The sequence below is a fragment of the Variovorax sp. P1_G12 genome (genome assembly GCF_056405555.1).
The window spans coordinates 39,072-65,652 of the sequence record NZ_JBFUBW010000012.1 but is presented as its reverse complement, the minus strand read 5'-3'; the positions used below and the strand labels follow the sequence as shown (position 1 = coordinate 65,652).

Annotated in this window: 27 protein-coding genes; 17 read left to right on the top strand and 10 right to left on the bottom strand. The window is 70.1% G+C overall.

Annotated features, from left to right (window positions below):
• Nucleotides 1–130 precede the first annotated feature (130 nt).
• From fmt to AC1D2O_RS15660, 3 genes are read left to right on the top strand one after another with little or no spacing between them, the layout of a single operon-like run.
• The gene (gene fmt, locus AC1D2O_RS15670) at nt 131–1,084 is read left to right on the top strand and encodes a methionyl-tRNA formyltransferase (protein WP_478089055.1); all 954 of its coding nucleotides are present in this window, start codon (nt 131–133) and stop codon (nt 1,082–1,084) included.
• A 46-nt stretch (nt 1,085–1,130) separates the two neighbouring features.
• Complete coding sequence (locus AC1D2O_RS15665; protein ID WP_478089054.1) at nt 1,131–1,871, top strand: AzlC family ABC transporter permease; 741 nt, start codon at nt 1,131–1,133, stop codon at nt 1,869–1,871.
• Nucleotides 1,868–2,215 (top strand): AzlD domain-containing protein, encoded by a 348-nt coding sequence (locus tag AC1D2O_RS15660; RefSeq protein ID WP_478089053.1) that lies wholly within the window; start codon nt 1,868–1,870, stop codon nt 2,213–2,215. Before AC1D2O_RS15665 ends, AC1D2O_RS15660 begins: the two co-directional genes overlap by 4 nt.
• Before the next feature lie 18 nt (nt 2,216–2,233).
• On the opposite strand, the gene AC1D2O_RS15655 is transcribed toward AC1D2O_RS15660, so the two are convergent.
• From AC1D2O_RS15655 to AC1D2O_RS15630, 6 genes are read right to left on the bottom strand one after another with little or no spacing between them, the layout of a single operon-like run.
• Nucleotides 2,234–3,205 carry a Bug family tripartite tricarboxylate transporter substrate binding protein gene (locus AC1D2O_RS15655; protein WP_478089052.1) on the bottom strand — a complete coding sequence of 324 codons (972 nt, stop codon included), beginning with the start codon at nt 3,203–3,205 and terminating at the stop codon, nt 2,234–2,236.
• 37 nt (nt 3,206–3,242) lie between these two features.
• Nucleotides 3,243–4,202, bottom strand: a complete 960-nt coding sequence (locus AC1D2O_RS15650; RefSeq protein WP_478089051.1) for an MBL fold metallo-hydrolase — start codon at nt 4,200–4,202, stop codon at nt 3,243–3,245.
• Nucleotides 4,199–4,417, bottom strand: coding sequence for a DUF2783 domain-containing protein (locus AC1D2O_RS15645; protein WP_478089050.1), 219 nt, complete (start codon nt 4,415–4,417; stop codon nt 4,199–4,201). Before AC1D2O_RS15645 ends, AC1D2O_RS15650 begins: the two co-directional genes overlap by 4 nt.
• A 13-nt stretch (nt 4,418–4,430) precedes the next feature.
• On the bottom strand, nt 4,431–6,071 hold the full coding sequence (locus AC1D2O_RS15640; RefSeq protein ID WP_478157401.1) for an FAD-dependent oxidoreductase: 1,641 nt from the start codon (nt 6,069–6,071) through the stop codon (nt 4,431–4,433).
• Nucleotides 6,072–6,097: 26 nt separating this feature from the next.
• Nucleotides 6,098–7,219, bottom strand: coding sequence for an alpha/beta hydrolase family protein (locus AC1D2O_RS15635; protein WP_478089048.1), 1,122 nt, complete (start codon nt 7,217–7,219; stop codon nt 6,098–6,100).
• On the bottom strand, nt 7,212–7,763 hold the full coding sequence (locus tag AC1D2O_RS15630; RefSeq protein ID WP_478089047.1) for a VOC family protein: 552 nt from the start codon (nt 7,761–7,763) through the stop codon (nt 7,212–7,214). Before AC1D2O_RS15630 ends, AC1D2O_RS15635 begins: the two co-directional genes overlap by 8 nt.
• A 214-nt stretch (nt 7,764–7,977) precedes the next feature.
• Between AC1D2O_RS15630 and AC1D2O_RS15625 the strand changes: the two genes are divergently transcribed.
• From AC1D2O_RS15625 to AC1D2O_RS15595, 7 genes are all read left to right on the top strand, one after another.
• Nucleotides 7,978–8,886: a LysR family transcriptional regulator gene (locus AC1D2O_RS15625; RefSeq protein WP_478089046.1), complete on the top strand. Its 909-nt coding sequence runs from the start codon at nt 7,978–7,980 to the stop codon at nt 8,884–8,886.
• A gap of 65 nt (nt 8,887–8,951) precedes the next feature.
• Nucleotides 8,952–10,142 carry a phosphoglycerate kinase gene (locus AC1D2O_RS15620; RefSeq protein WP_478089045.1) on the top strand — a complete coding sequence of 397 codons (1,191 nt, stop codon included), beginning with the start codon at nt 8,952–8,954 and terminating at the stop codon, nt 10,140–10,142.
• 170 nt (nt 10,143–10,312) lie between these two features.
• Nucleotides 10,313–11,761, top strand: a complete 1,449-nt coding sequence (pyk, locus tag AC1D2O_RS15615; protein WP_478089044.1) for a pyruvate kinase — start codon at nt 10,313–10,315, stop codon at nt 11,759–11,761.
• Nucleotides 11,762–11,970: 209 nt separating this feature from the next.
• A complete protein-coding gene (gene fba, locus AC1D2O_RS15610; RefSeq protein WP_478089043.1) occupies nt 11,971–13,035 on the top strand; it encodes a class II fructose-bisphosphate aldolase in 1,065 nt (354 codons plus the stop codon).
• Nucleotides 13,036–13,229: 194 nt separating this feature from the next.
• Nucleotides 13,230–14,135, top strand: coding sequence for a phosphoribosylaminoimidazolesuccinocarboxamide synthase (locus tag AC1D2O_RS15605; RefSeq protein WP_478089042.1), 906 nt, complete (start codon nt 13,230–13,232; stop codon nt 14,133–14,135).
• 110 nt (nt 14,136–14,245) lie between these two features.
• The gene (locus tag AC1D2O_RS15600; protein WP_478089041.1) at nt 14,246–14,914 is read left to right on the top strand and encodes a helix-turn-helix transcriptional regulator; all 669 of its coding nucleotides are present in this window, start codon (nt 14,246–14,248) and stop codon (nt 14,912–14,914) included.
• Between the two features lie 51 nt (nt 14,915–14,965).
• Nucleotides 14,966–15,610: a Crp/Fnr family transcriptional regulator gene (locus AC1D2O_RS15595; protein ID WP_478157398.1), complete on the top strand. Its 645-nt coding sequence runs from the start codon at nt 14,966–14,968 to the stop codon at nt 15,608–15,610.
• A gap of 12 nt (nt 15,611–15,622) precedes the next feature.
• On the opposite strand, the gene AC1D2O_RS15590 is transcribed toward AC1D2O_RS15595, so the two are convergent.
• Nucleotides 15,623–16,075, bottom strand: coding sequence for an META domain-containing protein (locus AC1D2O_RS15590; RefSeq protein ID WP_478090915.1), 453 nt, complete (start codon nt 16,073–16,075; stop codon nt 15,623–15,625).
• Nucleotides 16,076–16,225: 150 nt separating this feature from the next.
• Complete coding sequence (locus AC1D2O_RS15585) at nt 16,226–17,146, bottom strand: tetratricopeptide repeat protein (RefSeq protein WP_478090914.1); 921 nt, start codon at nt 17,144–17,146, stop codon at nt 16,226–16,228.
• 36 nt (nt 17,147–17,182) lie between these two features.
• Between AC1D2O_RS15585 and purE the strand changes: the two genes are divergently transcribed.
• The 3 genes from purE (at nt 17,183) to AC1D2O_RS15570 (ending at nt 20,022) form a co-directional block, all read left to right on the top strand.
• Nucleotides 17,183–17,725 carry a 5-(carboxyamino)imidazole ribonucleotide mutase gene (purE, locus tag AC1D2O_RS15580; RefSeq protein WP_478090913.1) on the top strand — a complete coding sequence of 181 codons (543 nt, stop codon included), beginning with the start codon at nt 17,183–17,185 and terminating at the stop codon, nt 17,723–17,725.
• 118 nt (nt 17,726–17,843) lie between these two features.
• A complete protein-coding gene (locus tag AC1D2O_RS15575) occupies nt 17,844–19,010 on the top strand; it encodes a 5-(carboxyamino)imidazole ribonucleotide synthase (protein WP_478090912.1) in 1,167 nt (388 codons plus the stop codon).
• Nucleotides 19,011–19,023: 13 nt separating this feature from the next.
• Nucleotides 19,024–20,022 (top strand): L-threonylcarbamoyladenylate synthase, encoded by a 999-nt coding sequence (locus AC1D2O_RS15570; RefSeq protein WP_478090911.1) that lies wholly within the window; start codon nt 19,024–19,026, stop codon nt 20,020–20,022.
• Between the two features lie 176 nt (nt 20,023–20,198).
• On the opposite strand, the gene AC1D2O_RS15565 is transcribed toward AC1D2O_RS15570, so the two are convergent.
• Both AC1D2O_RS15565 and dacB read right to left on the bottom strand, forming a co-directional pair.
• Entirely contained in the window at nt 20,199–21,749 is a 1,551-nt protein-coding gene (locus AC1D2O_RS15565; RefSeq protein WP_478090910.1) for an alpha/beta hydrolase family protein, read from the bottom strand.
• 149 nt (nt 21,750–21,898) lie between these two features.
• On the bottom strand, nt 21,899–23,335 hold the full coding sequence (gene dacB, locus AC1D2O_RS15560; RefSeq protein ID WP_478090909.1) for a D-alanyl-D-alanine carboxypeptidase/D-alanyl-D-alanine endopeptidase: 1,437 nt from the start codon (nt 23,333–23,335) through the stop codon (nt 21,899–21,901).
• A 78-nt stretch (nt 23,336–23,413) separates the two neighbouring features.
• On the opposite strand from dacB, the gene AC1D2O_RS15555 reads away from it, so the two are divergent.
• From AC1D2O_RS15555 to AC1D2O_RS15540, 4 genes are read left to right on the top strand one after another with little or no spacing between them, the layout of a single operon-like run.
• Complete coding sequence (locus AC1D2O_RS15555; RefSeq protein WP_478090908.1) at nt 23,414–24,430, top strand: DMT family transporter; 1,017 nt, start codon at nt 23,414–23,416, stop codon at nt 24,428–24,430.
• A complete protein-coding gene (gene tsaB / locus AC1D2O_RS15550; protein ID WP_478157397.1) occupies nt 24,423–25,106 on the top strand; it encodes a tRNA (adenosine(37)-N6)-threonylcarbamoyltransferase complex dimerization subunit type 1 TsaB in 684 nt (227 codons plus the stop codon). Before AC1D2O_RS15555 ends, tsaB begins: the two co-directional genes overlap by 8 nt.
• A complete protein-coding gene (locus tag AC1D2O_RS15545) occupies nt 25,103–25,687 on the top strand; it encodes a GNAT family N-acetyltransferase (RefSeq protein WP_478095073.1) in 585 nt (194 codons plus the stop codon). Before tsaB ends, AC1D2O_RS15545 begins: the two co-directional genes overlap by 4 nt.
• Nucleotides 25,684–26,460, top strand: coding sequence for a uracil-DNA glycosylase family protein (locus AC1D2O_RS15540; RefSeq protein ID WP_478157396.1), 777 nt, complete (start codon nt 25,684–25,686; stop codon nt 26,458–26,460). The genes AC1D2O_RS15545 and AC1D2O_RS15540 overlap by 4 nt, the downstream gene beginning before the upstream one ends.
• Nucleotides 26,461–26,581 lie beyond the last annotated feature (121 nt).

Sequence of the window (26,581 nt, the reverse complement as noted above, 5' to 3'; positions counted from 1 at the left end):
GCCTGCGGCGCCTCCCCCTCGAGGGGGCGATACCAGCGGCCCGGCAAAGCCGGTTCCGCGGTATCTCTGGCATCGGACTGCGCCGGTTTCATGCGTTACGGATCACGCGATCGCGTGGCGACAAGCTGATATGAAAGTCGCATTTGCGGGCACGCCCGAATTCGCCCGCGTCGCGCTCGAGGCGATCGCCGCGGCCGGATTCGAGATCGTGCTGGTCCTGACCCAGCCCGACCGTCCGGCCGGCCGGGGCATGAAGCTGCAGGCCTCGCCGGTCAAGCAGTTCGCGGTCGGCCACGGCTGGCCGGTGGTGCAGCCGCGCAGCCTGCGGCTCGACGGCAAGTACCCGGAGGACGCAGCCGCCGCGCGCGAGGCCATCACCGCGGCACAGGCCGACGTGATGGTGGTCGCCGCCTATGGGCTGATCCTGCCCCAGTGGGTGCTGGATGCACCGCGGCTCGGCTGCCTCAACATCCACGCCAGCCTGTTGCCGCGCTGGCGCGGGGCTGCGCCGATCCACCGGGCGATCGAGGCCGGCGATGCGCAGACCGGCGTCACGATCATGCAGATGGACGCCGGCCTCGACACCGGCGCCATGCTGCTTGGCGAATCCATGGCCGTCGGCGACGACACCACGGCGCGCCTGCACGATCGGCTCGCCGCGCTGGGCGGGTGGCTGATCGTCGATGCGCTGAAGCAGGCCGAGGCCGGCGCGCTGCAGGCCGAGCCGCAGCCCGCCGAAGGCGTGACCTACGCGCACAAGGTCGAGAAGGCCGAGGCGCAGATCGACTGGTCGCTGGACGCTGTCGCGATCGTGCGCCGCGTGCGTGCCTTCGACCCGTTTCCGGGCGCCAGCAGTGTGATCGGCGGCGAAGTCATCAAGCTCTGGGCCGCCCAGGCGCGACCGGGCGCCGCCGCGGCCGCGCCGCCGGGCACGGTGCTGGCGGTCTCGCCCTCGGGCATCGAAGTGGCCGCGAAGGATTCCACCGTCGTGCTCACCGAGCTGCAGCGCGCCGGCGGCAAGCGCCTGCCGGCCGCCGATTTCCTGCGCGGTTTCGAGATCCGTCCCGGCCAGGCCTTCGGCTGATGGATCGCCCCCGCGCTCGGCACTGCGCGTCCTCGCTGCCCGCCTGATGTTTCTTTCCCCAGCGATTCGCCGCCAGCCGGAGTTCCGCCAGGGCATGCGCGACATGTCCTCGGTCGCCGTGGGCATCGGAGCCTGGGGCCTGATGACCGGCGTGGCGATGCTCAAGTCGGGCATGAGCGTGTTCGAGTCGGTCGCGATGACGCTGCTGGTGTACGCCGGCAGCTCGCAGCTCGCGGCCATTCCGCTGCTGATCGCCGGCGCACCGGCCTGGGTGATCCTGGCCACGGGCTTCTGCGTCAACCTGCGCTTCGTGGTCTTCAGCCTGCACCTGCGGCCTTACCTGATGCACATGCCGCGCTGGCGCCGCCTGACCCATGGCTACCTCACGGCCGACATGAGCTATGCGCTGTTCACCCGGAAGTATGTGCAGCCGCCGCTCACGCTCGCCGAGCAGCAGGCCCAGGAGGCGTACCTCACGGGCAACTACTTCGTGACCTGGGCGGCCTGGATGGGCATGAGCCTGCTTGGCATCGGCCTGGCCAACATGATTCCGCAGAGCTGGGGCCTCGGCTTCGCCGGCGTGCTGAGCCTGATCGCGATCGTCTGCTCGATGGCGACCACGCGCCTGCGCCTGCTGGCGGTGCTGATCGCTTCGGCGACCGCGGTCGCGGCCTATGCCCTGCCGCTCAAGCTCAACATCGTGGTCGCCATCGGCGTGGCGGTGCTGGCCTGCTTCTGGCTCGAGAAGCAGCTCGGCTTGGACGCCGATGCGGAGGACGACCAATGAGCGTGGTCTTCGGAGGTACCGATCTCTGGACCCTGGCCGTGATCGTCGGCCTTGCCGGCATCACGGTGCTCACGCGCTGCTTCTTCTTCATCCTTGACCGGCCCTGGGGCCTGCCGGAGTGGGCGCACCGCGCGCTGCACTACGCGCCGGCGGCCGCCCTGGCGGCGGTGATCGCGCCGGAGATCGTCATGTCGCAGGGCCACTTGGTCTCGACCTGGCAGGACGCACGCCTCTATGCCGCCGCGGCCGGCGCCGCCTATTTCTTCTGGCGGCGCGGCGTGCTGGGGACGATGCTGGCCGGGATGGCGGTCTACCTGCCCCTGCACCTGGGCCTGGGCTGGTAGAGCACGTCAACGCTCCGGTCAGTCGAGCTGCACGCCGGCGGTCTTGATGATCTTGCCCCAGCGCTCGCTCTCGGCGCGCGACAGCTTGTAGAAATCCTGCGGCGTTCCGGGCAGCGCCTCGAAGCCGAACTCCGAGAACAGCTTGACCACCTTCGGCGCCTGCATCGCCTTGTTGAGCTCGCTGTTGATGCGGTTGACCGCGTCCGGCGGCATGCCCGCCGGACCGATCAGGCCGTGGAAGGCGTAGGCGTTGACGTCCTTGAAGCCCAGCTCGGCGAAGGTCGGCACCTCGGGCAGGGCGCCGGCGCGCTGCGGCAGCGCGATCGCCAGCACGCGCACCTTGCCGGACTTGATGATCGGCAAGCCCGAGGCCAGGTCCAGCATCATGGTCGGGACCTGCCCGCCCATGATGTCCGTCATGGCGGGCGCGGCACCCTTGTAGGGCACGTGCTGGATGCTGATGCCGGCCTTCTGCTTGAAGAGTTCCATTGCCATGTGGTGCGGCGAGCCGTTGCCGGGCGAGGCGTAGCTCACCTTGTCGGGGTGGGCCTTCACGTAGCTCACGAACTCCGCGACCGTCTTGGCCGGGAAGTCGGGATGGACCACCAGCGCGACCGGGAAACGGCCGATGGTGCCGATGTAGGTGAAATCGTTGGCCGGCTTGTACGGCAGCTTGGCGAACATGTGCTCGTTGAACAGCAGCGCGGCGTTCTCCGCCTGCATGATCGTGTAGCCATCGGGCTTGGCCTGCATCAGGACCGACACGCCGATGTTGGTCGAGGCGCCCGGACGGTTGTCGATCACGATCGGCTGGCCCAGCGAGGGCTGCATCGCTTCGGCCAGCGAGCGCGCCAGGTTGTCGGTGCCGCCGCCGGCGACGTAGGGCACGATCCAGCGCACGGGCTGGCTGGGGTAGGCGCTCTGCGCCGATGCATGACTGGCCACCGCGAGCGTGAAGCCGGCGGCGAGCAGTTGCAGGAATCGTTTCATCGGGTGTGTCTCCGGGGTTGAAAAAAGCAGTCTCGAATCAGCCGCGCAGGGTCTGCCAGAGCGCGCGGTCGCGTTCCGCGGTCCAGACCACCGGATGCTCGATGCCGCGCAGTTCGTCATAGGCGCGCGAGACATCGAAAGGCAGCACGTGCTGGAACACCGGCCAGTCGCCGAAGCGCGGCTTCATCGCCGCTTCGGCGCGCTCGAAGCAGGCGCGCAGGCCCTCGCCCGCCTCGAGGCCGGCGCGCACGCTGGCGAGCAGGGTCGACAGGAAGGCCTGGGTCAGCGCGATCGCTTCCGCGCAGGCCGGCGCGCCCTGCAGCACGGCGCCGCGGCCCGGCACCAGGACGCGGGGCTCGAGCGCGGCGACCGCATCGAGCGTGCCCGCCCAGTCCTGGATGTAGGCGTCGCCGGCATACACGCCGCAGCGGTTCTCCACCACGTCGCCCGAGAACAGCACGCCGCAGTCGGGCAGCCAGGCCACCGTGTCGCCGCCCGAATGGCCGCGGCCCAGGCACATCAGGCGCACTTCGCGCTGGCCGAGCCAGAGGCTCATCTCGCGCTCGAAGCTGAGGGTCGGCATGGTGAGGCCGGGGATCTCCTCGACGCCCGCGAACAGGCGCGGAAAGCGCCCGACCTCGGACTCGAAATCGGCCTGCCCGCGCTCGCGCACCCAGTCCAGCGTGCCCTGGCTCGCGACGATGGCCTGCACCTCGTCGAAGGCGCTCGCGCCCATCACGCGCACCGCGTGGTAGTGCGTCAGCACGATGGCCTTGATCGGCTTGTCGGTGACGCTGCGGATGTCGGCCAGGAAATCGCGCGCCATGCGCGGCGTCGGGCGGGTGTCGATCAGCACGACGTGCTCGTCGCCGACGATGAAGCCGCAGTTGGGGTCGAAGTCGCTGATGTAGCCGTACACGCCGGGTGCGAGTTCGCGCAGCTGCGGTTTCTGTTCCCGGGTGTCGGAGGCGGAGGCGAAGGAGACGGGAGCGTTCATGCGGGGCTTCGGGTCGTGGTTTCGGAAGGCGGACCGCTCTCGCGGGCGGCGGCGATGCAGTCGAGCAGCACGGCCTGGTCGCCGCACTGGTTGGCCAGCAGCAGCACGAGGCGGGCGTTGTAGTCGGCGCTCTGTGCCTCGCTCAGGCCCTCGTGGGCAGCGACCCACGCCGCATAGAAGCCGTCGGGATCGGGGATGTGGGGTTCGGTGATCATGGGGTCCTTCGGTTCAGCCATGGGCCAGCGCGGTGTGCACGGCGGCCGCGACCGAGGCCGGGGTGGGGTCGCGCAGCAGCGCCGCGCGGTAGGCGTCCGGGCGCACCAGGCAGAGGCTGCCGGGGGCAGCGATGCCGAGCTGCCGCGCCAGCGTGTCGTCGGGTTGCAGCGTGTCGAGGCCGGTGGCGCCGCCGACGGCGACCAGCCGCAGCGGCAGCGATGCCGCGACGTCGGCCAGGGCTTCGGCTTGGGCACGGGTCGGTGCGAACCACAGGCCCAGGCACTGCGTGCCCTCGGCGAGCAACTGCATCAGCGTGGTCGGCCTGCCGTCGGCGTGCCGCAGCGGCAGGTTCTGCACGCTGCGTGCGCCGTCGGGCAGGTGCGGCGCCGCGGGGTAGTCGTTGGCGACCGACATGCGGCCGGTGTTGACGAGGCCGCGGGCGAAGGCATGGCGCGACGCCAGCGCCACGACAGCGCGCCGCAGCGTGTGCTCGGCCGGCGTGCGGGGCGCGAGGAAGCGGGCCGACCGGCTGGTGACGCGCAGGTTCTCCGTGGCGGCCGGGCGGCGCTCCGCATCGTAGCTGTCGAGGAGCCCGTCGCCGGCCTGGCCCTGCGCCACCAGCGCCAGCTTCCAGCCGAGGTTGGCCGCATCCTGGATGCCGCTGTTGCCGCCGCGGGCGCCGAAGGGGCTCACGACATGGGCCGAATCGCCGATGAACAGGATGCGGCCGTGCCGGAAGCTGTCGAGCAGGTGGTCGCGGTAGCCGTACGGCCCGATCCAGACGAATTCGAACTCGACGCCGGGGCCGAGCTGCTCGCGCAGCCGCGCGCCGGCGACCTCGGGCCTGCTGATGTGGGCCGTGTCGCAATCCTCGGGCATCTGGTAGTCGATGCGCCAGACGCCATCGCCCATCAGGTGCTGCCAGACCGCGCGGCCCTCGTTGAAGGGCGCATCGACCCAGGTCCAGCGCTCCGTCGGCAGCGGTTTCTTGAAGCGCACGTCGCTGATGCACCAGCGGTCGGTACTGCGCGACGGGTGGGCGTCGATGCCGAGCTGGGTGCGGATCGGGCTGTTGGCCCCCGTGGCGTCGATCAGGTGGTCGGCTTCGATCGTGTAGCTGCCGGCCGGGGTTTCCACCGCCACGCGAACGCTGCCATCGAGCGGCGTGACGTGCGTCACGCGGTTCTTCCAGCGCAGGTCGGTGAGGCCCAGTTCGAGGATGCGGTCGACCAGGAACCACTCGACGTAGAACTGCTGCAGGTTGATGAAGGGCGGCTGCACCGAGACGCTGTCGGTCTTCAGGTTGAAGTTGTAGACCTCCTGTTCGTCGGAGAAGGTGCGGCCGAAGGACCAGGTGATGCCCTTGTCCGCGATGCGCTCGTAGATGCCGAGCCGCTCGAAGATCTCCAGGCTCTTCTGCGCGTAGCAGATGCCGCGCGACGAGGCGCCGCGCACGCCGACCGTGTCGTCCTCGTCGAGCAGCACCGCGCGCACGCCGCGGCGGGCGAGGTCGCACGCCAGGGTCAGGCCCGCGGGACCGGCGCCGACGATGACGATCGGATGGCGCACGACCGCGTCGCTGCCGAGCTCGGGCGGTGGCACGAAGGGCCAGCTGGGCAGTTCGTACGCGGGTGCGAAGCTGTAGCTTTCCATCGGGGTGTTCGGGGTGTTCGGGGCGTTCACAGCGCGTGCGCCCAGTCGGCGATCGCGTCGGCCGCACGCGGCACCAGCGCCGGCTGGCCCGCGAGGTAGTGGTTGCCGCCGACGATGTCGAAGTTGCGGATGCGCGCACCGCCCGCTGTCATCCAGGCCTCGCGGGTGCTCGGGAAGGTGGACTGGTCGCCGGTGTAGGTGAGCAGCAGCTTGGGCACCGTGGTGCGCGCGAGATTCGACGGGCCATCGGCCTGGGAGCGCGAGGACCATTGCGACAGGAAGGCGGTCAGCGAGGTGGTCCGGCCCATCGCGTTGGCCGAGTAGTTCACCTGCCGCGCATCGCCCCACACGCTGCCGGGTGCGCGGTCGTTGGCGTCGATCGAGAGGTCCACGCAGCGCGGATCCGCATGCGTGCGGTAGACCACGAAGGCCTGGTCGCGCGGCGCGCCGGGCGTGCTGCGCAGCACGCGCAGCCGTTCCAGCGCCCAGCCCTCGATGCGGTCGAGCCGCGCCTTTTGCGCCGCGCTGAAGCGGGCGAGGAACTCGGCGCTGTACGGCAGCGCATGGCGCGGGTCGTACATGTCGAGCGCCGGGTCCACCGACAGCGGGTCGGGTTCGTCGATGACCGAGGGGTCGATCCAGTCCCGCATCAGCTTCGAGCGGCCCTGGTGCGCGGCGCACAGCGCGATGCCGTCCACCGGCGGCAGGTCGTCCGGATGCAGGTGGGTCGGATCGCCATCGGCGAAGTGGTGCGCCGTGAGCTGCTCGGCCTGTGCCTGGTAGAAGCTGGCCAGCGCGGCGCCGCCCGAGTTGCCGATCAGAACGACCTTCTCGTAGCCGGCTGCGCGCAGGAACTGCACGCCGGCGCCCAGGTCCTGGATCGCGCGCTCCATCAGCAGCACCGTGTCGTTGCCCATGTAGCGCGAGTTCAGGCCCATGCAGCAGATGCCGCGCTCGGCCAGCGGGCCGATCAGGTAGTGGCCCATGAAGTTGCTGGTCGGATGCATCACGATGGCCGCGAGCTTCTTCGGCCCGGCCGGTGCCCGGTACGCGCCGTAGATGCGCGGGCGCAGCATCTGCAGGCCCGACTGGCTCTCGAGCGAGGCGCCCGGCTTGACGTCGATGACCGCAAGTTGCAGCTCAGCCATGGGCCGCCTTTCCCGCGGCCGCGGCGGCGAGCAACCCGGCCTTGCGCAGCGTCCAGGCGTCGAGTTCGGCCCGGGCGTTGAGCGCATGCGCATCCATCTCGGCCTGCGGCACCGTCGGCGTGGTGAGCTCCACGCGGATGCCGTTCGGGTCGAAGAAGTAGATCGATTCGATGATGTGGTGGTCGGTCAGGCCCAGCACCTCGACGCCGGCCGCTTCGAGCCGGGCCTTGGCCGCCCGCAGCTCGGCCACGGAGTCGACGCGCAGCGCGATGTGGTTGACCCAGGCCGGCGTATTGGGCGAAGGCAGCGCCGCCACGTTGTCGCCGAGGTCGAAGAAGGCGATGTACGAGCCGTCGCGCATCTGGAAGAAGATGTGGACGTAGGGGCAGTACTCGCCGGTGCTCGGCACGTGGTCGCTCTTGATCACGTGCGCCAGCGGCAGGCCCAGCAGGTCTTCGTAGAAGCGGCGCGTTTCCTCGCTGTCGCGGCAGCGCCAGGCGAAGTGGTGCAGGCCGCGAACGGGCGGGGGCGGCGGGAGGGCCATGGTCTGTCTCTCTAGTCAGTTGAGGACAGAGCAAAAACTGCTGCGCAGTTTCTTGGTCTGTCCCGCAAGGTCTCAGCAGGTCGAGGACAGAGCAAAAACTGCTGCGCAGTTTCTTGGTCTGTCCCGCAAGGTCTCAAAAGGCTCGGAGCGGATTGGGCCGCCGATCTTCTTATGATTCAATCGAAATAAATTCATTGATTGATGAACTGAGGCCATGAATCTGACGCTGCGCCAGTTGCGCGCCTTCGCTGCCGTGGCCGAGACCGGCAGCTTCACCGCGGCTGCCGCGACCCTGCACCTGACCCAGTCGGCGCTGAGCGTGCTGGTGCGCGAGCTCGAGCGCGAGATGGGCGTGCAGCTGTTCGACCGGCACACGCGGCGGGTTCTGCTGTCCGAGGCCGGGCGCGAGTTCCAGCCCTCGGTGCAGCGGCTGCTGGCCGACCTGGCGGGCGCGGTGGCCGGCGTGACCGACCTGCGTGACAAGAAGAAGGGCGTGCTGCGGCTCGCGGCGCCGCAGCTGATGGCCTGTACGCTGATGCCGCGCGTCATCGCGGCCTACCGCGCGCGGCACCCGGACATCGACGTGCGGCTGACCGACACGCTGCCCGAGCACCTGCTGGACGGGCTGCTGTCGGGCGAGGTGGAACTCGCGGTCGGGCAGGACGTGGCCGTGGACGCCGCGATCGAGCGCCGCACGCTGTTCCGCGACCGCCACTGGCTGATCTGCCCGCCCGGCCACGCCTTCGCGCGCCGCCGCAAGGTGCGCTGGGCCGAACTCGGGCCCTACACCTTCATCGCGCCGACGCGCGACTTCCGCCAGCGCGTGCTGCCCGAGCTCGACGCCGCAGGCCGCGAACTGATGCTGCGCGCCACCACCCAGGAGGTGTCCTACATGACGACCGCGCTCGGCATGGTGGCCTCGGGGCTGGGGCTCACGGTGTGCCCGACCTATTCGGCGTCGCTGGTGCGCGCCCACGGGCTGCAGATGGTGCGGCTGGAGCAGCCGGATTTCCACCGCGAGGTCTGCGTCTACGGGGCGTCGAAGCGCTCGCTCTCGCCCGCGGCGGCGAGCTTCGTGCAGCTGCTCGAGCAGTTCGTGCGCGAGCCGGGCCTCGCCGGCTGACACCTGAAACCTACAATGGGCGCTGCCCTCGAGGCTCTCCTCATTCGCTTTCAAATCGTCTATCCATGAACGTCCTTCGATTCACCGACCTCTGTGCGCAAGGCAAAGTCGCCGGCCAGCGCGTCTTCATCCGAGCCGACCTCAACGTGCCGCAGGACGACAGCGGCCGCATCACCGAGGACACGCGCATCCGCGCCTCGGTGCCCTGCATCCGGCAGGCGCTCGACGCCGGCGCGGCGGTGATGGTCACCTCGCACCTCGGCCGGCCGACCGAAGGCCAGTTCAAGCCCGCCGATTCGCTGGCGCCGGTCGCGGCCCGCCTCGGCGAGCTGCTGGGCCGCGAGGTGCCGCTGGTGTCCGACTGGGTCGACGGCGTCCAGGTGGCGCCGGGCCAGGTCGTGCTGCTCGAGAACTGCCGCCTCAACAAGGGCGAGAAGAAGAACGACGAGACGCTGGCGCGCAAGCTGGCCGCGCTGACCGACATCTACGTCAACGACGCCTTCGGCACCGCGCACCGCGCCGAGGCCACCACCTACGGCATCGCGCAATACGCCAAGGTGGCCTGCGCCGGGCCCCTGCTGGCGGCCGAGATCGACGCCATCACCAAGGCGCTGGCGCAACCGTCGCGCCCGCTGGTGGCGATCGTCGCGGGTTCCAAGGTCAGCACCAAGCTCACCATCCTCGAGAGCCTGGCGGCCAAGGTCGACCAGCTGATCGTGGGCGGCGGCATCGCCAACACCTTCATGCTGGCCGCAGGGCTGTCGATCGGCAAGTCGCTGGCCGAGCCCGACCTGCTCGACCAGGCCAAGGCGGTGATCGAGGCCATGCGCGCGCGTGGCGCCGCGGTGCCGATCCCGGTCGACGTGGTCACGGCCAAGACCTTCGCGGCCGATGCCGCGGCGACCGTGAAGGACGCCAGCGAGGTCGCCGACGACGACCTGATCCTGGACATCGGCCCGAAGACCGCCGCACTGCTTGCGGCGCAGCTGCGCGAGGCCGGCACCATCGTCTGGAACGGCCCGGTGGGCGTGTTCGAGTTCGATGCCTTCGCCAACGGCACCAAGACCATCGCCCACGCCATCGCCGAGAGCCCTGCCTTCTCGATCGCCGGCGGCGGCGACACGCTGGCCGCGATCGCCAAGTACGGCATCGAGGACAAGGTCGGCTACATCTCCACCGGCGGCGGTGCCTTCCTGGAAGTGCTGGAAGGCAAGACCCTGCCGGCCTTCGAGATCCTGGCGAAGCGGGCTGGATAGGCTCGCCCCCAGGTTGGGCTCACTTCGTGTAGCCCGCCCACCCCCGACCGGGGGCAACACCAGCGGCCCGGCAAAGCCGGTTCCGCGGTGTTCCTGGAAGGAGCGGTTCAATAGTTCTGGCTGTTGACGAGCAAAGTGTATACAGTGTCGAATACAAACCGGAGACCTGAATGAGCACGCCCCGCCTGCCCCGCCACGCCACCAAGATCGTCGCCACCCTCGGGCCCGCATCCAACACGCTCGAGCTGCTCGAGCAGATGATCCTCTACAAGGTCAGCGTGGTGCGGCTCAACTTCAGCCATGGCACGGCACAGGACCACATCAACCGCGCCGCGATGGTGCGCGAGGCAGCGCGCCGCAGCGGCCGCGAGGTGGCGATCATGGCCGACCTGCAGGGCCCGAAGATCCGGGTCGGCAAGTTCGCCGAGGGCAAGATCTGGCTGGAGCCCGGCGCCAAGTTCGTTCTTGACGCCTCGCGCACCGAGCCCGGCGACGTCGACGCCGTCGGCCTCGACTACAAGGACCTGCCGCGCGACGTCAAGCCCGGCGACAGCCTGCTGCTGAACGACGGCCTGATCGTGCTGACGGTCGATGCGGTCAAGGGCGACGCAGTCCACACCACGGTGCGCCTGGGCGGCGAGCTGTCCAACAACAAGGGCATCAACAAGCAGGGCGGCGGGCTGACCGCGCCGGCGCTGACCGCCAAGGACATGGAGGACATCAAGACCGCGATGAGCTTCCAGGCCGACTATGTGGCGGTGAGCTTCCCGAAGAACGCCACCGACATGGAAATGGCGCGCCAGCTGTGCAACGTGGCGGCGGCCGAGTTCGGCCACAAGCCCGGGATGATCGCCAAGATCGAGCGTGCCGAGGCGATCCCCAGGCTGGAAGAGATCCTGCGCGCCAGCGACGGCATCATGGTGGCGCGCGGCGACCTCGCGGTGGAGGTCGGCAACGCCGCCGTGCCGGCGCTGCAGAAGAAGATGATCCGCATGGCGCGCGAGATGGACCGGGTGGTCATCACCGCCACCCAGATGATGGAGTCGATGATCACCAACCCGGTGCCCACGCGCGCCGAGGTCAGCGACGTCGCCAACGCGGTGCTCGACGGCACCGACGCCGTGATGCTCTCGGCCGAGACCGCCTCGGGCCGCTACCCGCTCGAGACCGTGCAGGAGATGAGCCGGATCTGCGAGGCCGCCGAGGCCGCCGAGGATCTACAGCTCGACGCCGATTTCAGCGGCAAGAACTACACCCGCATCGACCAGTCGATCGCGATGGGCGCGCTCTTCACTGCACACCATCTCGGTGCCAAGGCGATCGTCGCGCTGACCGAGTCGGGTTCCACGCCGCTGTGGATGAGCCGGCATCGCGCCCACATCCCGATGTATGCGCTGACTTCTCGGCTGTCGACGCAGCGCAAGATGGCGCTCTACCGCAACGTGCGGCCGCTCTTGATGGATTCGGAGAGCGACCGCGACACCGCGCTCGAGCAGGCCGAGGCCCACCTCAAGAAGCGCGGCATCGTGCAGACCGGGGACGTCTACGCGATCACCTGCGGCGAGCCGATGGGGGCGCCGGGCGGCACCAACATGCTCAAGATCTGCAGAGTGCGTTAAAGCTCGCCCCCAGGTTGCCCGGCACTTCGTGTCCGGGCGCCCACCCCCTACCGGGGGCAACACCAGCGGCCCGGCAAAGCCGGTTCCGCGGTGTTTCACCGACGGGCCTGGCTGCGCCGGCCGGGGGCCGACCTGGGGCGAGCAACACCCTCGGTAGAATCAGGCGAGTTCTTTCGTCTTCATCCCTAGATCCCCGCGAGGTATTTCCAATGGCACTCGTCTCGATGCGCGAACTGCTCGACCACGCCGCCGCCAACGGCTACGGCATTCCGGCATTCAACGTCAACAACCTCGAACAGGTGCAAGCCGTGATGGAGGCCGCCAAGGAAGTCGGCGCGCCGGTCATCCTGCAAGCCAGCGCCGGCGCGCGCAAGTACGCGGGCGAAGCCTTCATCAAGCACCTGATCCAGGCCGCCATCGAGGCCTATCCCACCGTGCCCCTGGTGATGCACCAGGACCACGGCCAGAGCCCGGACGTCTGCCGGGGCGCGATCGACCTCGGCTTCAGCTCGGTGATGATGGACGGCTCGCTCGAGGCCGACGGCAAGACCATCGCCAGCTACGACTACAACGTCGAGGTCACCCGCAAGGTGGCCGACATGGCGCACAAGGTCGGCGTCACCGTGGAAGGCGAGCTCGGCTGCCTCGGCTCGCTCGAGACCATGAAGGGCGACAAGGAAGACGGCCACGGCACCGACGACACCATGACCCGCGAGCAACTGCTGACCGACCCGGAGCAGGCCGCCGACTTCGTCAAGCGCACCCAGATCGACGCCCTGGCGATCGCCATCGGCACCAGCCACGGCGCCTACAAGTTCACCCGCGAACCCACGGGCGACATCCTGGCGATCGACCGCATCAAGGAAATCCACCGCCGCATCCCGAACACCCACCTGGTGATGCACGGCTCCTCGAGCGTGCCGCAGGAGCTGCTGGCCATCATCCGCCAGTACGGCGGCAACATGAAGGAAACCTACGGCGTGCCGGTCAAGGAAATCCAGGAAGCCATCAAGCACGGCGTGCGCAAGATCAACATCGACACCGACATCCGGCTGGCGATGACCGGCGCGGTGCGCAAGTTCCTGGTCGAGAACCCCGAGAAGTTCGACGCCCGCGAATGGCTCAAGCCGGCGCGCGAAGCCGCCCGCCTGATCTGCAAGCAGCGCTACCTCGAGTTCGGCTGCGAAGGCCAGGCCCCGAAGATCAAGGGCGACACCCTGCAGGTGGTCGCCGCCAAGTACGCCAAGGGCGAACTGGCGCAAGAAGTCATTTAGGCTCACCCCCAGGTCGCGCGCACTTCGTGTCGCGCTCCCACCCCCTCTCCGGGGGCAACCCCAGCGGCCCGGCCAAGCCGGTTTCCGCGGGGTTTCCCGAACGGGCCTCGCTGCGCTGGCCGGTTTGTTTCGCGCGGCCCGCGCCGCGCGCACAATCTCCGAAGTTCTCCGCACCGCCCCACTTCCCATTCGCCATGACCACCGTCCATACCTCCTCCATCAAGAGCCTTCCGCTGCTCGCGCGCGGCAAGGTGCGCGACAACTATGCGGTCGGCAACGACCGCATCCTGATGGTCGCGAGCGATCGCCTTTCCGCCTTCGACGTGATCATGGGAGAGCCGATTCCGGGCAAGGGCGTGATCCTGACGCAGATGGCGCTGTGGTGGTTCGAGCGGCTCGGCCACCTGTGCCCCAACCATCTGACCGGCGACGCGCCCGAAAGCGTGGTGACGCCGGACGAGGTGCCCCAGGTCCAGGGCCGCTCGATGCTGGTCAAGCGCCTGACGCCGATTCCGGTCGAGGCGGTGGTCCGCGGCTACCTGGCGGGCAGCGGCTGGAAGGAATACCAGGAGAATCGGGCCGTCTGCGGCGTTCCGCTGCCCGAGGGGCTGACCAACGCCAGCAAGCTGCCGCTGCCGATCTTCACGCCCGCGGCCAAGGCGGCGGCCGGGGCGCACGACGAGAACATCAGCTACGACAAGGTGGTCGAGGTGGTCGGCCCGACGCTGGCGCAGCAGATCCGCGAGACCAGCATCGCGATCTACGAGACGGCGGCGGCGATCGCGCTGACCAAGGGCATGATCATTGCCGACACCAAGTTCGAGTTCGGTCTCGACGAGGCCGGCACGCTGGTGCTGATGGACGAGGTGCTGACCCCCGACAGCTCGCGCTACTGGCCGGTCGAAGGCTACGAGGCGGCGCTGGCCAGCGGCGCCAATCCGCCGAGCTACGACAAGCAGTTCGTGCGCGACTGGCTCGAGGCCACCAAGATCAACGGCAAGCGTTGGGACAAGACGCCGCCGGCGCCGCGCCTGCCGGCCGAGGTGATCGAGAAGACCGCGGCGAAATACCGCGAAGCCCTGCAACGGCTGACCGGCTGACCCCCCGGCGCTGGAATGTAAATAGATCACAAAAGCGGCGGCAATAGTCACCGCACGACAGGGCCTCCATCTTCCAAACTGCTCTCATCCCCCCAGATGAGGAGAGCAGCATGGAAACGGCAGTTGATTTTCGGATTCATTTCCTCCAGGAACCGAGTCGCACCGTCACGGCCACCCCGCCGGACGCGCTGCAGGCCGGCATGCTGGCGCGCGTGCTCGACGAGATCGACCATGGCCTGCTGCTGGTGGACCTGACCGGTCGCATCCTGCATGCCAACTATCCGGCCCGGCGCGAACTGTCGGCGGCGCGCGCGCTGCACAGTGCCGAGGGCATGCTGTGCGCCGCCAGCCCCGCCTCGCAGGCGAAGATCCGCCAGGCCCTCAAGGACGCCGAGCGCGACTGCCGCGGCATCGTCGAGCTCGACCATGGGGCCGACGGGCTCTCGCTGGCGTTCGTCCCGCTGGCCGCGGTGCACGGCAGCGGCACCGTCGATACGGTGCTGGTCATCTGCAGCCGCCAGCCCGGCTGCGAAATGCTCACGATGCAGATGTTCGCCCGGGCCAAGCACCTGACGCGGGCCGAGCAGAACGTGCTGACCCGGCTCTGCGACGGTCATCGCGCGGAGGAAATCGCCTGCCTCGAAGGCATCTGCATGTCCACCGTGCGCACCCACATCAAGAACGTGCGCCAGAAGACCGGCAGCAACAGCATCCGCGAGGTGGTCCACCGTGTGTCGCGGATGCCGCAGATCGTGTCCGCGCTGCGGCTTATCGACTGACGGCTGCGCAACAGGCCGCGCGCGGACTGCGCGCGACCTTATATTCCACGGATGTTCGCCGCATCCGGTCTCGACCCCGTCGCGCTCCCGCCCGCGCTGCAGGAACTCGCCCTGCGCGGGGTGCAGCGCCGCTACCGCACGCGTTCGCTGCTGATCGAGGAGGGCGAGGAAGGCGGCTCGATCTACATCGTGCTGTCCGGGCGGCTGCGGGTCTTTCTGTCCGACTCGCGCGGCCGTGAAATCACGCTCGGCCTGCACGGGCCCGGCGAGTACGTCGGCGAGATGACGCTCGATGGAGGGCCGCGCTCCGCCAGCGTGCAGGCGGTGGAGCCGACCGTTTGCGCCGTGGTGACCCGCGAGACCATGCTGCAGCACATCGCCGACCATCCGGACTTCGCGCTGGCGCTGATCGTGCGGCTCATCCGCCGCGCCAGGCTGGCAACCGAGAGCGCTCGCAGCATGGCGCTGCTCGATGTGTACGCGCGCCTGAAGCGATTGCTCGAGGAGCGCTCGGAGCCGTCGCTCGACGGCACGCGGCGGATCGCCGAGCGCCTCACGCACCAGGCCATCGCGAGCGAGATCGGCTGCTCGCGCGAAATGGTCAGCCGGTTGCTGAAAGACCTGGAACAGGGCGGCTATGTCTCGGTCACCCAGCGCCAGCTCGCCCTGCTGCGCGAGTTGCCCGCGCGCTGGTAGGCCCGGAGCGCGTCAGCGCGACTGCGTACTCAGCGTCGCCACGGTGCGCCCGCCCGCATCCAGCAGCGCCAGCCGCGTCGGGCTCTGCAGCCGGTAGCTGGTGGTGGCCTGCAGGGCGGCGAAGAACTGCGCTTCCTTGGCGCTCAACGCCGGATCGGTGCAGGCCATCCGCGTCGAAGCCAGCTGGCTCAGCTTGAGCGCGCTGCCGCTGCGCTCGAAGGTGCCCGACACACGATTGCAGCCGCCCGACCCGCTGACGCGCCCGTTGCGGCGGTCGAACTGCACCTGCGGATCGCGCTGCGGGTCGCCGCCGGCGGCAACCGGCTCGCCGCCGAGCTGGTCGAGGCGCCAGACCGGGCCCTCGATCGGCTCGTCGAGGCTGATGCCGCTGGCGCAACCGGCGGTCAGCGCGGCAGCCAGCAGGGCGGCCATGAAAAGTGGAGTGGCGGCAGGGCTGGGACGCATGGCCTGTCTTTCGTTTTGCAACAAATTGATATTTTGCTGCATCGTATTCGACCGGACTCGGCGCGCCAACGCCACCCGTGGATCGGCGTCGCGCAAGAAAAAAGCGATCGCAAGATCGCTTTTGATTGGGTTTGGCTAATCTGCTGAACTTCAGCTCAGCACCACGCTGCTCAGACGCCGGCGGTAGCTGGCCACCGTCGGATCGTCCGGCGGAATCTGCCCGTCCGCCACCTTGACCTTCGGCGGCTCGATGATGTCGAGGATCGCGATATAGGTCTTGCGCGCCAGGTCTTCGCTCCAGCTCTTGTCGCGCATCAGGATGTCGAGCAGTTCGTCCATCGCATCGGTCCAGCGTTGGGCACTCATCAGCAGGCGGGCGCGGTCGAAGCGGGCGTCGAAGTCGCGCTTGTTGGCCGCGATGCGCGTTTCCAGCTCGGCCAGCGAGGGCGCGGTGCCGACGGCTGGCGCGGCGAAATCGATGGCGTCCATCCAGCGCTGAAGCGAATCGAAGCGGCGCACCAGCGAGGTCTTGGCGATCACCGGCGCGAATGCGACCTTGGCATGGTCGACCTGGCCTTCCTGCAGCAGCAGCTTGACGTAGTCGAAGCGCGCGTCGTCGTTGGCGGGGTCGGTGGCGATCGCATGCTGCAGCTTTTCGAGCGCGCCCTCGGTGTCCCCCTCCGCGAGCGCTTCCTGCGCCGACGCCTCCTGTTCCAGCGCCTCGGCCTCGTCGGCGCCCGGCACGTGCTTGTCGAGGAAGGTGCGGATCTCGTCGGCGGGGATCGCGCCGACGAAGCCGTCGACCGGCTGCCCGTCCTTGAACATCACGCAGAAGGGGATGCTGCGCACGCCGAACATCTGGCTCAGCTGCTGCGAGATCTGCGGCACCTTGTCGGCGTCGAGCTTGGCCAGCGTGAAGCGGCCCGCATACTCGACTTCGAGCTTTTCGAGCACCGGCCCGAGCTGTTTGCAGGGGCCACACCATTCGGCCCAGATGTCGAGCAGGACCGGCGTGGTCGTCGAGCCGTCGATCAGCTCGGACTGGAAATTTTCGAGGGTGATGTCGATCATCGCGGGAAGGTGGGGGTGAAACGTAAAATTCGAACCATGAAGCAAGCAATTCAGGTCGGCGTGGTGATGGGCTCGAACTCCGATTGGGAGACGATGCGCAATGCGGTCGAGATTCTCCAGCAATTCGGCATCACCCATGAAGCACGGGTGGTCTCGGCCCATCGGATGCCCGATGAATTGTTCGCCTATGCCGAGAGCGCCGCGCCGCGCGGGCTGGCCGCGATCATCGCAGGTGCCGGCGGCGCCGCCCACCTGCCCGGGATGCTGGCGGCCAAGACCACGGTGCCGGTGCTCGGCGTGCCGGTCGCCAGCCGGCACCTGCAGGGCGTGGATTCGCTCTACAGCATCGTCCAGATGCCCAAGGGCGTGCCGGTGGCGACCTTCGCCATCGGCAATGCCGGCGCGGCCAACGCGGCCCTGTTCGCGGTCGCGATGCTGGCGGTCGGCGACCCGGCGCTGCGCGCCCGGCTCGACGCCTTCCGCCTGACGCAGACCCAGGCCGCGCAGGCCATGACGCTGCCGCCGGGCGACGACCCGGCGGTGTCGCCGTTCTCGCCGCAGGGCGGGGGTGCGCTGTGAGCCGCCGGGCCGTTCCCAAGGCGAACACCGTAGCGCACAAGCGCGGAGGTGTCCGAATGAGCCGCCGGGCCGTTCCCAAGGCGAACACCACCGCAGCGCGCAGCGCGGAGGTGTCAGAATGAACGTGGTGCTGCCGGGCGCCACGCTGGGCGTGCTCGGAGGCGGCCAGCTGGGCCGCATGTTCGTCCACGCGGCGCAGACGATGGGCTATTTCACCGCCGTGCTCGACCCCGACGCCGACAGCCCGGCCGGGCGGGTGAGCCACCACCACATCCACACCGACTACACCGACGTCGACGGCCTGGCGCGGCTGGCCGGCCTGGCCGATGCCGTGACGACGGAATTCGAGAACGTGCCGGCGCCTTCGCTCGAACACCTGGCCGCGGTGCGGCCGGTGGCGCCGGGTGCGGACGCGGTGGCGATCGCCCAGAACCGGATCCGCGAGAAGGGCCACTTCGTGCGCTGCGGCGTCGAGTGCGCCCCCTACGCCGTGATCGAGACCGTCAATCACCTGGCGGCGGTGCCGGCCAACCTGCTGCCCGGCATCCTCAAGACCGCGCGGCTCGGCTACGACGGCAAGGGCCAGCGCCGGGTGATCACGCAGGACGACTTGAGCGCCGCCTGGAACGATGCCGGCGGTGTGCCTTGCGTGCTCGAGAAGCTGCTGGACCTGGATTTCGAGTGCTCGGTGATCGTCGCCCGCGGCGAGGACGGGCAGATGGTGAACTTCCCGGCGCAGCGCAACCTGCATCGCGACGGCATCCTCACCGTCACCGAGGTCCACGCCCACAACATGCCCGAAGCGACCGCGCGGCAAGCCGTGGCCGCGGCCCGGTCGATCGCCGACGGTCTGGCCTATGTCGGCGTGCTGTGCGTCGAATTCTTCGTTCTCGGAGACGGCCGGCTGGTGGTCAATGAAATGGCGCCGCGCCCCCATAACAGCGGCCACTGGACGATGAACGCCTGCGACGTGTCGCAGTTCGAGCTGCAGGTGCGCACGCTGACGGGCCTGCCGCTCAACCCGCCGCGCCAGCACAGCGTCGCGATCATGCTGAACCTGCTGGGCGACCTGTGGTTCGTCGACGGCGAAGCGCCGCAGGAGCCGCGCTGGGCCGATGTGCTGGCCCTGCCCGGCACCCATCTGCACCTCTATGGCAAGACGCAGGCGCGTCGCGGCCGCAAGATGGGCCACCTGAACATCACCGGCGATTCGATCGACGCGGTCCGCAGCACGGCCGATTTCGCCGCCGCGCTGCTGGGCTTGCCGATCCCGCTGTCCGAATGAAGGGGCGGGCGGCATGATCCGCGACGGCAGCGCGCACGACGCCATCGCAGAGGCCGCCGGGGTCCTGCGCGCCGGCGGTCTGGTCGCCTTCCCGACCGAGACCGTCTACGGCCTGGGCGCCGACGCCGGCAGCGACGCGGCCGTCGCCGGCATCTTCGCGGCCAAGGGCCGGCCCAGTGACCATCCGCTGATCGTCCACGTGGCGGCCGGCGTGAAGGGCAACGAGGCGCTGTCGCACTTCGCCCAGCCGCTGCCGTTGTTCGCCCGGAAGCTGGTGCGCGCCTTCTGGCCCGGACCGCTGACGCTGATCGTCCCGCGCCAGCCCGGCGTCGGCGCCGCCGCCGCGGGCGGCCAGGACACCATCGGCCTGCGCTGTCCGGCCCACCCGGTGACGCAGGCCCTGCTGGTCGCCTGCGCCGAACTGGGCGTGCACGGCCTGGCGGGACCCAGCGCCAACCGTTTCGGCCGCGTCAGCCCGACCACCGCCCTGCACGTCCAGGAGGAGTTCGGCGACGCGCTGATGGTGCTCGACGGCGGACCGTGCGCGGTGGGCATCGAGTCGACCATCGTCGATTGCAGTCGCGGTGCGCCGGTGCTGCTGCGGCCGGGCGCGATCACGCGGACGCAGATCGAGGCGGCCGGCGGCGAGCCGCTGCGCGACAAGGACGCGCTCGGCGCGCCCGACCCGCGGGCCTCCGGCACGCTCGAATCCCATTACGCGCCGAGCGCCAAGCTGCGCCTGATGGACGCCAAGGCGCTGCAGACCGGCCTCGACGTGCTCGGCGCGAGCGCCGCGAACATCGCCGTCTGGTCGCGCACGGCGCTCAACAGCCGTTCGCAGCGCGTGCTGCAGCGGCGCATGCCCGACGACGCCGCCGCCGCCGCGCAGCAGCTCTTCGCGGTGCTGCGCGCCTTCGACGCCGAAGGCGTCAAGCTGATCTGGGTCGAGACGCCGCCGAGCGATCCCGAGTGGGAAGGCGTGCGCGACCGCCTGCAGCGTGCCGCTGCTTGATTGTTGCTCGCCCCCAGGTTGGGCTCACTGCGTGTAGCCCGCCCACCCCCTACCGGGGGCAACACCAGCGGCCCGGCGAAGCCGGTTCCGCGGTGTTTCACCCACGGGCCTGGCTGCGCCGGCCAAGAGCTTCGGGCGCTCGTTCTGCGGCGCGCAGCCTGGAGGTGTGAGCTCCATTACCCTCCAGCGGCAAGGACTCCTTGGAAGAAGCCGCGCGCCGACACCATGCAGAAGGGCGGCACCAGCGTGCCGTGGTACGCCTGGACCACCGCCTGCGACTGGTTCGAGGCGGTGCCGCCGGCGGCGGCCGCGGTGTTGGCCTTGGCCTGCGCGAAACCGGCTCGTGCGGCCGAGAACGCATCGATTGCGCCGCTGTCTTCGAGGTCGACCACGGCCAGCGCTGAAGTCGGCATGCCGCGGGCGCGGAAGTAGCCGGCCGTGGCGCGCGTGCTCAGGAAGTTCACGGTCGGGTCGTTGGCGCCGCCGCACATCAGGACCGGTCGGGTCGGCAGCCAGTTGCGCAGGTCGTTCACCACCGCCGCCTTGCGGAAACCGAGCAGTGGCTGGCAGTCGAGCGGTGAACTGGTGCTCAGGGACGCCAGCGTCGCCGGCAGGGCGTTGCCGGCGCAGGGGGTGGCTTGGAGGTCGTTGGCGGCCCGCGTCAGGTAGCTCTGCCGGATCAGGTTGTTGGGCCCGTAGAACACGGCCAGCGAGGAATCGACGGGCCCCGGAACGGCGTTGGTGGGATAGAGCGCGAGCTGCGGCAGGCGCCCGGTGGCGAACAGGGTGTCGAGCGGCGTCGGGTTGGGCAGCAAGGTGTCGATGCCGGTGGCGTACTGGGCTTCGTAGATGTCGCTGGTGGCCGAATAGACATTGCCGAACTGCTTCTGCCAGCTGGTCGAGAGCAGCGGCGTGGACACCGTGGCGCCGAGCGCCGGCCAGCCGCTGAAGCTGTAGTCGGTCAGCAGGCTGATGGCCGAAGGCGCGGACAGCGGCGCCGATGCGGTGACCGTCTTGCCGGTGGCCTGTAGCTCGCGGTGCGCCGCCATCGCCACGTAGCCGCCCTGCGAATAGCCGGTGACGAACAGCGAGCCGGCGTCGCTGCCGTTGATGAAAGGCAGGGTCTTGCGCGCCGCGGTCAGGGCATCGACCATGTCCTTGCCCTGCTGGTCGCCGTTGAGGTAGGGGTGGTAGGTCAAGGTCGACTTGTCGTAGCCGGCGTAGTTCGGCGCCACCACCAGGAAGCCCTGGGCGACGAACATCGCCGCGACCGTGAGGCCCTCGTCGGCGGCGGGCTGGTTGGTATCGGTCCAGCGCGCGATGTTGAAGTCGCGCGCCGCGCTGATGCCGTGCGCGTACAGGACGATCGGGCGCGGCCCGTTGCAGGCGGCGTCGGTGCCGAAGGGGACCATGATCGCGGCGGTGGCATTGGTGGCTTCACCCTGGCCGCCGACGGTGCGGTATTCGAGGTAGCGCAGGTCGACGCCGCACTTCGGGCTTCCGGCCACCTGCAGCAGCGCCTTGCCCTGCGCGCTGGCGCCGAGCAGCGTCGTGAAATCGCTGGTCCCGATCCGCTGCACCCGTTCGGGCGGCAACGTGACGACCGAGCCACGGCCCGAATCGGCCGCGGCCGGCACGTTGAACCCGACGAAGCCGTCGTTTCCGCCGCCGCAGCCGGAAAGCAACAGGGCGACACCCGAGAGGGCGAGGGCGTGCAGTCTTGTCATGAACGTCTCCTGCGGTGCTGGAATCGAAGCGGCGTTCGATTTTGGGCAGGGCACGGTCTGCGCGCAAGCGGCGTTTACCTGCACGAGCGGTGCAGCCAGAGCGTTCAGCCGACGCGGGCCCGCCCCCGGGGAGGGCGGGAGGGCGTCTTTCAGTCTTGCGACGCCCAATCGACGAGGGCATCGAAGGCCGGCCGCGCGGCGACCGCATTGCCGTGGTTGGCGATCGCGATCACCACCCAGCGCCGGCCGCTGGCGCCGTGCACGTAGCCGGCCACACCGGCGGCGTCGCGCAGCGTGCCGGTCTTCAGGTGCGCGGCCCCGCCCGAGCGCAGGGCGCGCTTGCGCAGCGTGCCGTCGACGCCGGAAGCCGGCAGCGAGGACACCAGCTCCGGCATCACGGGCGAGCGCCAGGCCACCTGCAGCATCTTGGCCAGCGCGGCGGCGCTGATGCGCTCGTCGCGCGACAGGCCGGAGCCGTTGTCGAACACCGGCTGGCCTTCGCCGGTGCCGATGCGGTCGTTCCACCACTGGCGCAGGGTGGCGCGCGACGCCTCGAGCGTGCCCCGCTTTTTCTGCTGCAGGCCGAGCGTCAGGAAGAGCTGCTGCGCCATCACGTTGTTGCTGTACTTGTTGATGTCGCGGATCACCTCGGCCAGCGGCGGCGACTCGGCCTCGAAGGCCGGCCGCAGTTCGGCCGGCACGCGGCCGTCGCGCACCTGGCCCTTGAGCTGGCCGCCCATCTCCGCCCAGAGGCCGCCGACCGCGCGGGCGGCATAGCTGCCCGGGTCCGCATAGGCCACCGCCCAGGTCTTCTCGCCGCAGGCGGCGGGATAGCTGCCCGCGAAACCCAGGCGTGCCGGGTCGGCGAATTCCCCGCCGAGCGCGGTGCGCCAGTCGCCGCATTCCCCGGCCGACAGCGGCACCGTGGCCTGCGAGGCGACGCCGGCCAGCGCCGGTTGGTAGCTGACTTGCGCCGTTTGCGCACCGCGGTTCGGCGCGAAGCTCATCACCACCGACTTGAAGTTGATCAGCAGCGCATCGGGCGCCGCGTTGTAGGGGCGCTGGCCCTCGCCGTCGAAGGCGTTCGGGTCGCTTTCCGCCACCTCGAAGGCGCTTCGGTCCAGCACGATGTCGCCGTTGATGCCCTGGATGCCCAGCCCCTGCACCCGGCGCAGCAGCAGCCACAGCCGCTCGAGCACCAGCTTCGGGTCGCCCTGGCCCCTGATGTAGAGATTGCCCTCGAGCACGCCGTTGCGCACCGGGCCGTCCACATACACCGGCGTGGTCCAGGTGAAGGCCGGCCCCAGCAGGTCGAGCGCCGCGTAGGTGGTCACCACCTTCATGATCGACGCCGGATTGACCGGCACCTGGGTGCGCCAGGCCAGCCGTGGCACACGCACGCCATCGGCATCGGCCACCAGCATCGTCACCGCGTCGCGCGGGACCTTGGCGCGGGCCAGCGCGGCATCGACTTCGTGCGGCAGGCTCTGGGCCGCGGCCGGCAGCGTGGCGGCGAGTGCAAGAACGATGGCGAAGGTGCGGGAGACGCGCGAGGTGCAGCGCGCGGAAGGCAGGGCGACAGTCATGCGCGGATTATCCGGGGCCGCCTGAGGCTCGCGAGGCCGGCCGCAGCGCGCTGGCCGGCCACCCTGGATAATCCCTCGATGCCTGTTGTTCCCCGATTTTCCGCCCGCACCATCGGCATCGGCGCGGCCGTCGTCACCGTGGGGGTCTGGACCGCGTTCATCGTGATCGCGCGCGCGTCTGCCGGGCGCTCGTTGACGCCCTTCGACATCGGCTTCGCGCGCATCGTCGGCGCCAGCCTGGTGCTGCTGCCCTGGGGCGCCTGGCTGGTGCTGCGGGACCGCGCCAGCGGCCCGGCGACGAGCTCGTTCTTCGGCCTTTCGCCGCTGCCGCTGCGCCTCACTGCGCTGGCGGGCGTCTTCGGCGGCCTGGCCTACGCCCTGCTGGCCTACACCGGTTTCTTCTTCGCGCCGGCCAGCCACGCCGCGGTGCTGATGCCGGGCAGCCTGCCGCTGTGGACCACGCTGCTGGCCGTCCTGGTGCTGCGCGACCGCATCACGCCGCTGCGCGCGCTCGGCCTGGGGCTGATCGTGCTCGGCGACCTGTTCGTCGGCGGCGCCAGCCTGCTGCATGCGCTGGACGGGGGCGTGATCTGGAAGGGCGACCTGCTCTTCATGAGCGCGGCCTTCTGCTGGGCCTGCTACAGCATCATCGTGCGGCGGCACGGGCTCGAGGCCGTTCGCGCCACCATCGCCATCACCGTGTTCGCCTTCATGACCTATGTGCCCGTGTACCTGCTGCTGGTCGCGTCCGGCCTCGTCACGAGCCGGCTGGCCAGCGCGCCGGTGGGCGAAGTCCTGTTCCAGCTGCTGTTCCAGGGCATCGGCTCGGTCGTGATCTCGGGCATCGCCTTCACGCGCATGATCCAGTACTTCGGCCCGGTGCGCTCGACCATGATCACGGCGCTGGTGCCGGGCCTGTCGGCGCTCGGCGCGGTGGTCTTCCTCGGCGAACCGCTCTACTGGAACCTGATCGCGGGGCTGCTGCTGGTGACGGCGGGCATCCTCTTCGGGGTCCAGCGCCACCGTGCCGCAGGGTCCAAGCGGCCGGCCGTCGCGGCGGTGGCGAGTGCCGCGGGAGGGCGCATCGATGCCTAAGCTCCTGGCCTTCGACACCAGCACCGAGGCGCTGTCGATCGCGGTGCGCCACGACGACCTGCTGCTGGAGCACAGCGGCGCCGGCGGCGCGCAGTCGTCGGCAAGCCTGATTCCGCTGATCCAGCAGTTGCTCGCCGCCGCCGGCCTGTCGCTCGGCGAGCTGGAGGCGATCGCCTTCGGCCGCGGCCCGGGTTCCTTCACCGGGCTGCGCACCGCCTGCTCGGTCGCGCAGGGCCTCGGATTCGGCGCCGGCGTCCGGCTGCTGCCGATCGACACCCTGCATGCCCTGGCCGAAGAAGCCCATGACCGCTTCGGTGTCACGCGCGTGGTGGCCGTGCTCGATGCGCGCATGGACCAGGTCTACGCGGCCGGCTACGACTTCGGGGTCGAAATCTGCGCCAGCGAGGCGGAGCTGCTGGCGCCCGAGGGCGTCGTGGTGCCGGACGGCTGGGTGCTGGCCGGCAATGCCTTCGACGCGTACGGCGAGCGCCTGCCCCATGCGGTGGCGCGCCACGAGGTGCTGCCCACTGCCGCCGCGATGCTGCGGCTGGCCCCGGCGCTGCTGGCCGCCGGCCGCACGGTGGCCCCGGCCGAGGCCTGGCCGCTCTACGTGCGCGACAAGGTGGCGCAGACGACCGAGGAGCGCGCGGCCTTGAAGGCGGGAGTCGTGCGATGAGTGCTGTCCTGCAGCAGCCGCGCGAGGCGCGCCTCGAGCCGATCACGATCGAACGGATTCCCGCCGTCTGCGCCATCGAGCAGAGCGCCTTCAGCCATCCCTGGACGCCGGCGAACTTCACCGATTCGCTGGCGGCCGGCTACCACTGCCAATGCCTGGTGGCGCCCGCGCCCGACAGCGAGCCTTCGGCGTCCGCGCCGCGCGGCGCGCGCGCGCTGTGGAGCCGCGCGATGGCGCGCAGCAGCGGCGAGACGCTGATCGGCTACTTCATCGCCATGAAGGGCGTCGACGAAGTGCACCTGCTCAACATCACGGTCGCGCCGGCCTTCCAGGGCCAGGGCTGGGCACCGCTGATGCTGGAGGCGCTCGCGGGCTGGTCGCGCGGGCTCGACGCGCAGTGGCTCTGGCTCGAGGTGCGCGCCAGCAACCTTCGCGCGCTCGCGGTCTACGAACGCAACGGCTTTCGGCGCGTAGGCACGCGCAAGGGCTACTACCCCGCGCACGGCGGCATCCGCGAGGACGCGGTCGTCATGAGCCTGCGCCTCCAAGAATCACCCAGCGCCTGGGGCGGATTGAAATGACGACCGAAGCCTTGCACCTCGACGCGCGGCAGCGCGCCATGCTCGACGAGATGGGCGTCAAGCTCCTCTGGTGGCGCCAGCCGGAGCCCGCCGAAGCGGCGCCGGCCGAGGCCGTCGCTGCCGCCGTCGCTCAACAGCCCGCAGCCCTGCCCGCGGAGCCGGCCATGGCGCCTCCCGCCGCGGCGCCGGCCCGACCCGCCCCGGCCGTCGCTGCCGCGCCGGCGTCGCCCGCCCATCGCGCGCCGACCACGGCCTCGCAGCGCGCGGCCGTGCTGGCCGAGGCCCCTCGGCGCGTCTGCGGCGACCCCGCGGCAGCGCCGCAGGGCGGCTGGCTGATCGTGGCCGACATGCCGCCCGAACTCGATGGCCGGCACGGCGAGCCCTTCGAAGGCGACGCCGGAAGGCTGCTCTACAACATGCTGAACGCGCTGCAGCTGCATGGCGGACCCACGCCGGTGCACCTGATGCGCACGCACCGCGGCGTCGCCGCGGGCCAGCCCGCCAGCCCGCGGCCGATCGGCGACGTGCTGGCCGAGAGCATCGACGCCCTGGCGCCCCGCGTGGTGCTCGCGATGGGGCCGCTGGCGGCGCAGAGCCTCATGCAGAGCGCCGACCCGCTCGGAAGGCTGCGCGGCCGCGTGGTCCCGATGGACCTGCCGGGCGTGCAGGCGACACCGGTCGTCGCCACCTACCACCCAGCCTACCTGCTGCGCAACCCGGCCGACAAGGGCCGGGCCTGGTCCGATCTCTGCCTGGCGGCCGAGCAGGTGTAGCCCCCACGCTCCCCCACTTTGTGTGGGTCGCTGCCCCCCGAGGGGGAGCGGCAGGCCGCCCGTCCGTGCGAAGCGCGGACTTCGCCGCGCTGGCGGCCCGGCGCCGGCCTGAGTCCTGCTC

Excerpts from the sequence above, each read along its gene's own strand:
- AC1D2O_RS15540 (WP_478157396.1), top strand. The coding sequence starts at position 25,684 with ATGACGACCGAAGCCTTGCACCTCGACGCGCGGCAGCGCGCCATGCTC.
- pyk (WP_478089044.1), top strand. The coding sequence starts at position 10,313 with ATGAGCACGCCCCGCCTGCCCCGCCACGCCACCAAGATCGTCGCCACC.
- AC1D2O_RS15640 (WP_478157401.1), bottom strand. The coding sequence starts at position 6,071 with ATGGAAAGCTACAGCTTCGCACCCGCGTACGAACTGCCCAGCTGGCCC.
- tsaB (WP_478157397.1), top strand. The coding sequence starts at position 24,423 with ATGCCTAAGCTCCTGGCCTTCGACACCAGCACCGAGGCGCTGTCGATC.
- AC1D2O_RS15590 (WP_478090915.1), bottom strand. The coding sequence starts at position 16,075 with ATGCGTCCCAGCCCTGCCGCCACTCCACTTTTCATGGCCGCCCTGCTG.
- AC1D2O_RS15660 (WP_478089053.1), top strand. The coding sequence starts at position 1,868 with ATGAGCGTGGTCTTCGGAGGTACCGATCTCTGGACCCTGGCCGTGATC.
- AC1D2O_RS15545 (WP_478095073.1), top strand. The coding sequence starts at position 25,103 with ATGAGTGCTGTCCTGCAGCAGCCGCGCGAGGCGCGCCTCGAGCCGATC.
- AC1D2O_RS15630 (WP_478089047.1), bottom strand. The coding sequence starts at position 7,763 with ATGGCCCTCCCGCCGCCCCCGCCCGTTCGCGGCCTGCACCACTTCGCC.
- AC1D2O_RS15570 (WP_478090911.1), top strand. The coding sequence starts at position 19,024 with ATGATCCGCGACGGCAGCGCGCACGACGCCATCGCAGAGGCCGCCGGG.
- AC1D2O_RS15625 (WP_478089046.1), top strand. The coding sequence starts at position 7,978 with ATGAATCTGACGCTGCGCCAGTTGCGCGCCTTCGCTGCCGTGGCCGAG.
- AC1D2O_RS15635 (WP_478089048.1), bottom strand. The coding sequence starts at position 7,219 with ATGGCTGAGCTGCAACTTGCGGTCATCGACGTCAAGCCGGGCGCCTCG.
- AC1D2O_RS15585 (WP_478090914.1), bottom strand. The coding sequence starts at position 17,146 with ATGATCGACATCACCCTCGAAAATTTCCAGTCCGAGCTGATCGACGGC.
- AC1D2O_RS15555 (WP_478090908.1), top strand. The coding sequence starts at position 23,414 with ATGCCTGTTGTTCCCCGATTTTCCGCCCGCACCATCGGCATCGGCGCG.
- dacB (WP_478090909.1), bottom strand. The coding sequence starts at position 23,335 with ATGACTGTCGCCCTGCCTTCCGCGCGCTGCACCTCGCGCGTCTCCCGC.
- purE (WP_478090913.1), top strand. The coding sequence starts at position 17,183 with ATGAAGCAAGCAATTCAGGTCGGCGTGGTGATGGGCTCGAACTCCGAT.
- AC1D2O_RS15575 (WP_478090912.1), top strand. The coding sequence starts at position 17,844 with ATGAACGTGGTGCTGCCGGGCGCCACGCTGGGCGTGCTCGGAGGCGGC.
- fba (WP_478089043.1), top strand. The coding sequence starts at position 11,971 with ATGGCACTCGTCTCGATGCGCGAACTGCTCGACCACGCCGCCGCCAAC.
- AC1D2O_RS15595 (WP_478157398.1), top strand. The coding sequence starts at position 14,966 with ATGTTCGCCGCATCCGGTCTCGACCCCGTCGCGCTCCCGCCCGCGCTG.
- AC1D2O_RS15645 (WP_478089050.1), bottom strand. The coding sequence starts at position 4,417 with ATGATCACCGAACCCCACATCCCCGATCCCGACGGCTTCTATGCGGCG.
- AC1D2O_RS15565 (WP_478090910.1), bottom strand. The coding sequence starts at position 21,749 with ATGACAAGACTGCACGCCCTCGCCCTCTCGGGTGTCGCCCTGTTGCTT.
- AC1D2O_RS15605 (WP_478089042.1), top strand. The coding sequence starts at position 13,230 with ATGACCACCGTCCATACCTCCTCCATCAAGAGCCTTCCGCTGCTCGCG.
- fmt (WP_478089055.1), top strand. The coding sequence starts at position 131 with ATGAAAGTCGCATTTGCGGGCACGCCCGAATTCGCCCGCGTCGCGCTC.
- AC1D2O_RS15620 (WP_478089045.1), top strand. The coding sequence starts at position 8,952 with ATGAACGTCCTTCGATTCACCGACCTCTGTGCGCAAGGCAAAGTCGCC.
- AC1D2O_RS15600 (WP_478089041.1), top strand. The coding sequence starts at position 14,246 with ATGGAAACGGCAGTTGATTTTCGGATTCATTTCCTCCAGGAACCGAGT.
- AC1D2O_RS15665 (WP_478089054.1), top strand. The coding sequence starts at position 1,131 with ATGTTTCTTTCCCCAGCGATTCGCCGCCAGCCGGAGTTCCGCCAGGGC.
- AC1D2O_RS15650 (WP_478089051.1), bottom strand. The coding sequence starts at position 4,202 with ATGAACGCTCCCGTCTCCTTCGCCTCCGCCTCCGACACCCGGGAACAG.
- AC1D2O_RS15655 (WP_478089052.1), bottom strand. The coding sequence starts at position 3,205 with ATGAAACGATTCCTGCAACTGCTCGCCGCCGGCTTCACGCTCGCGGTG.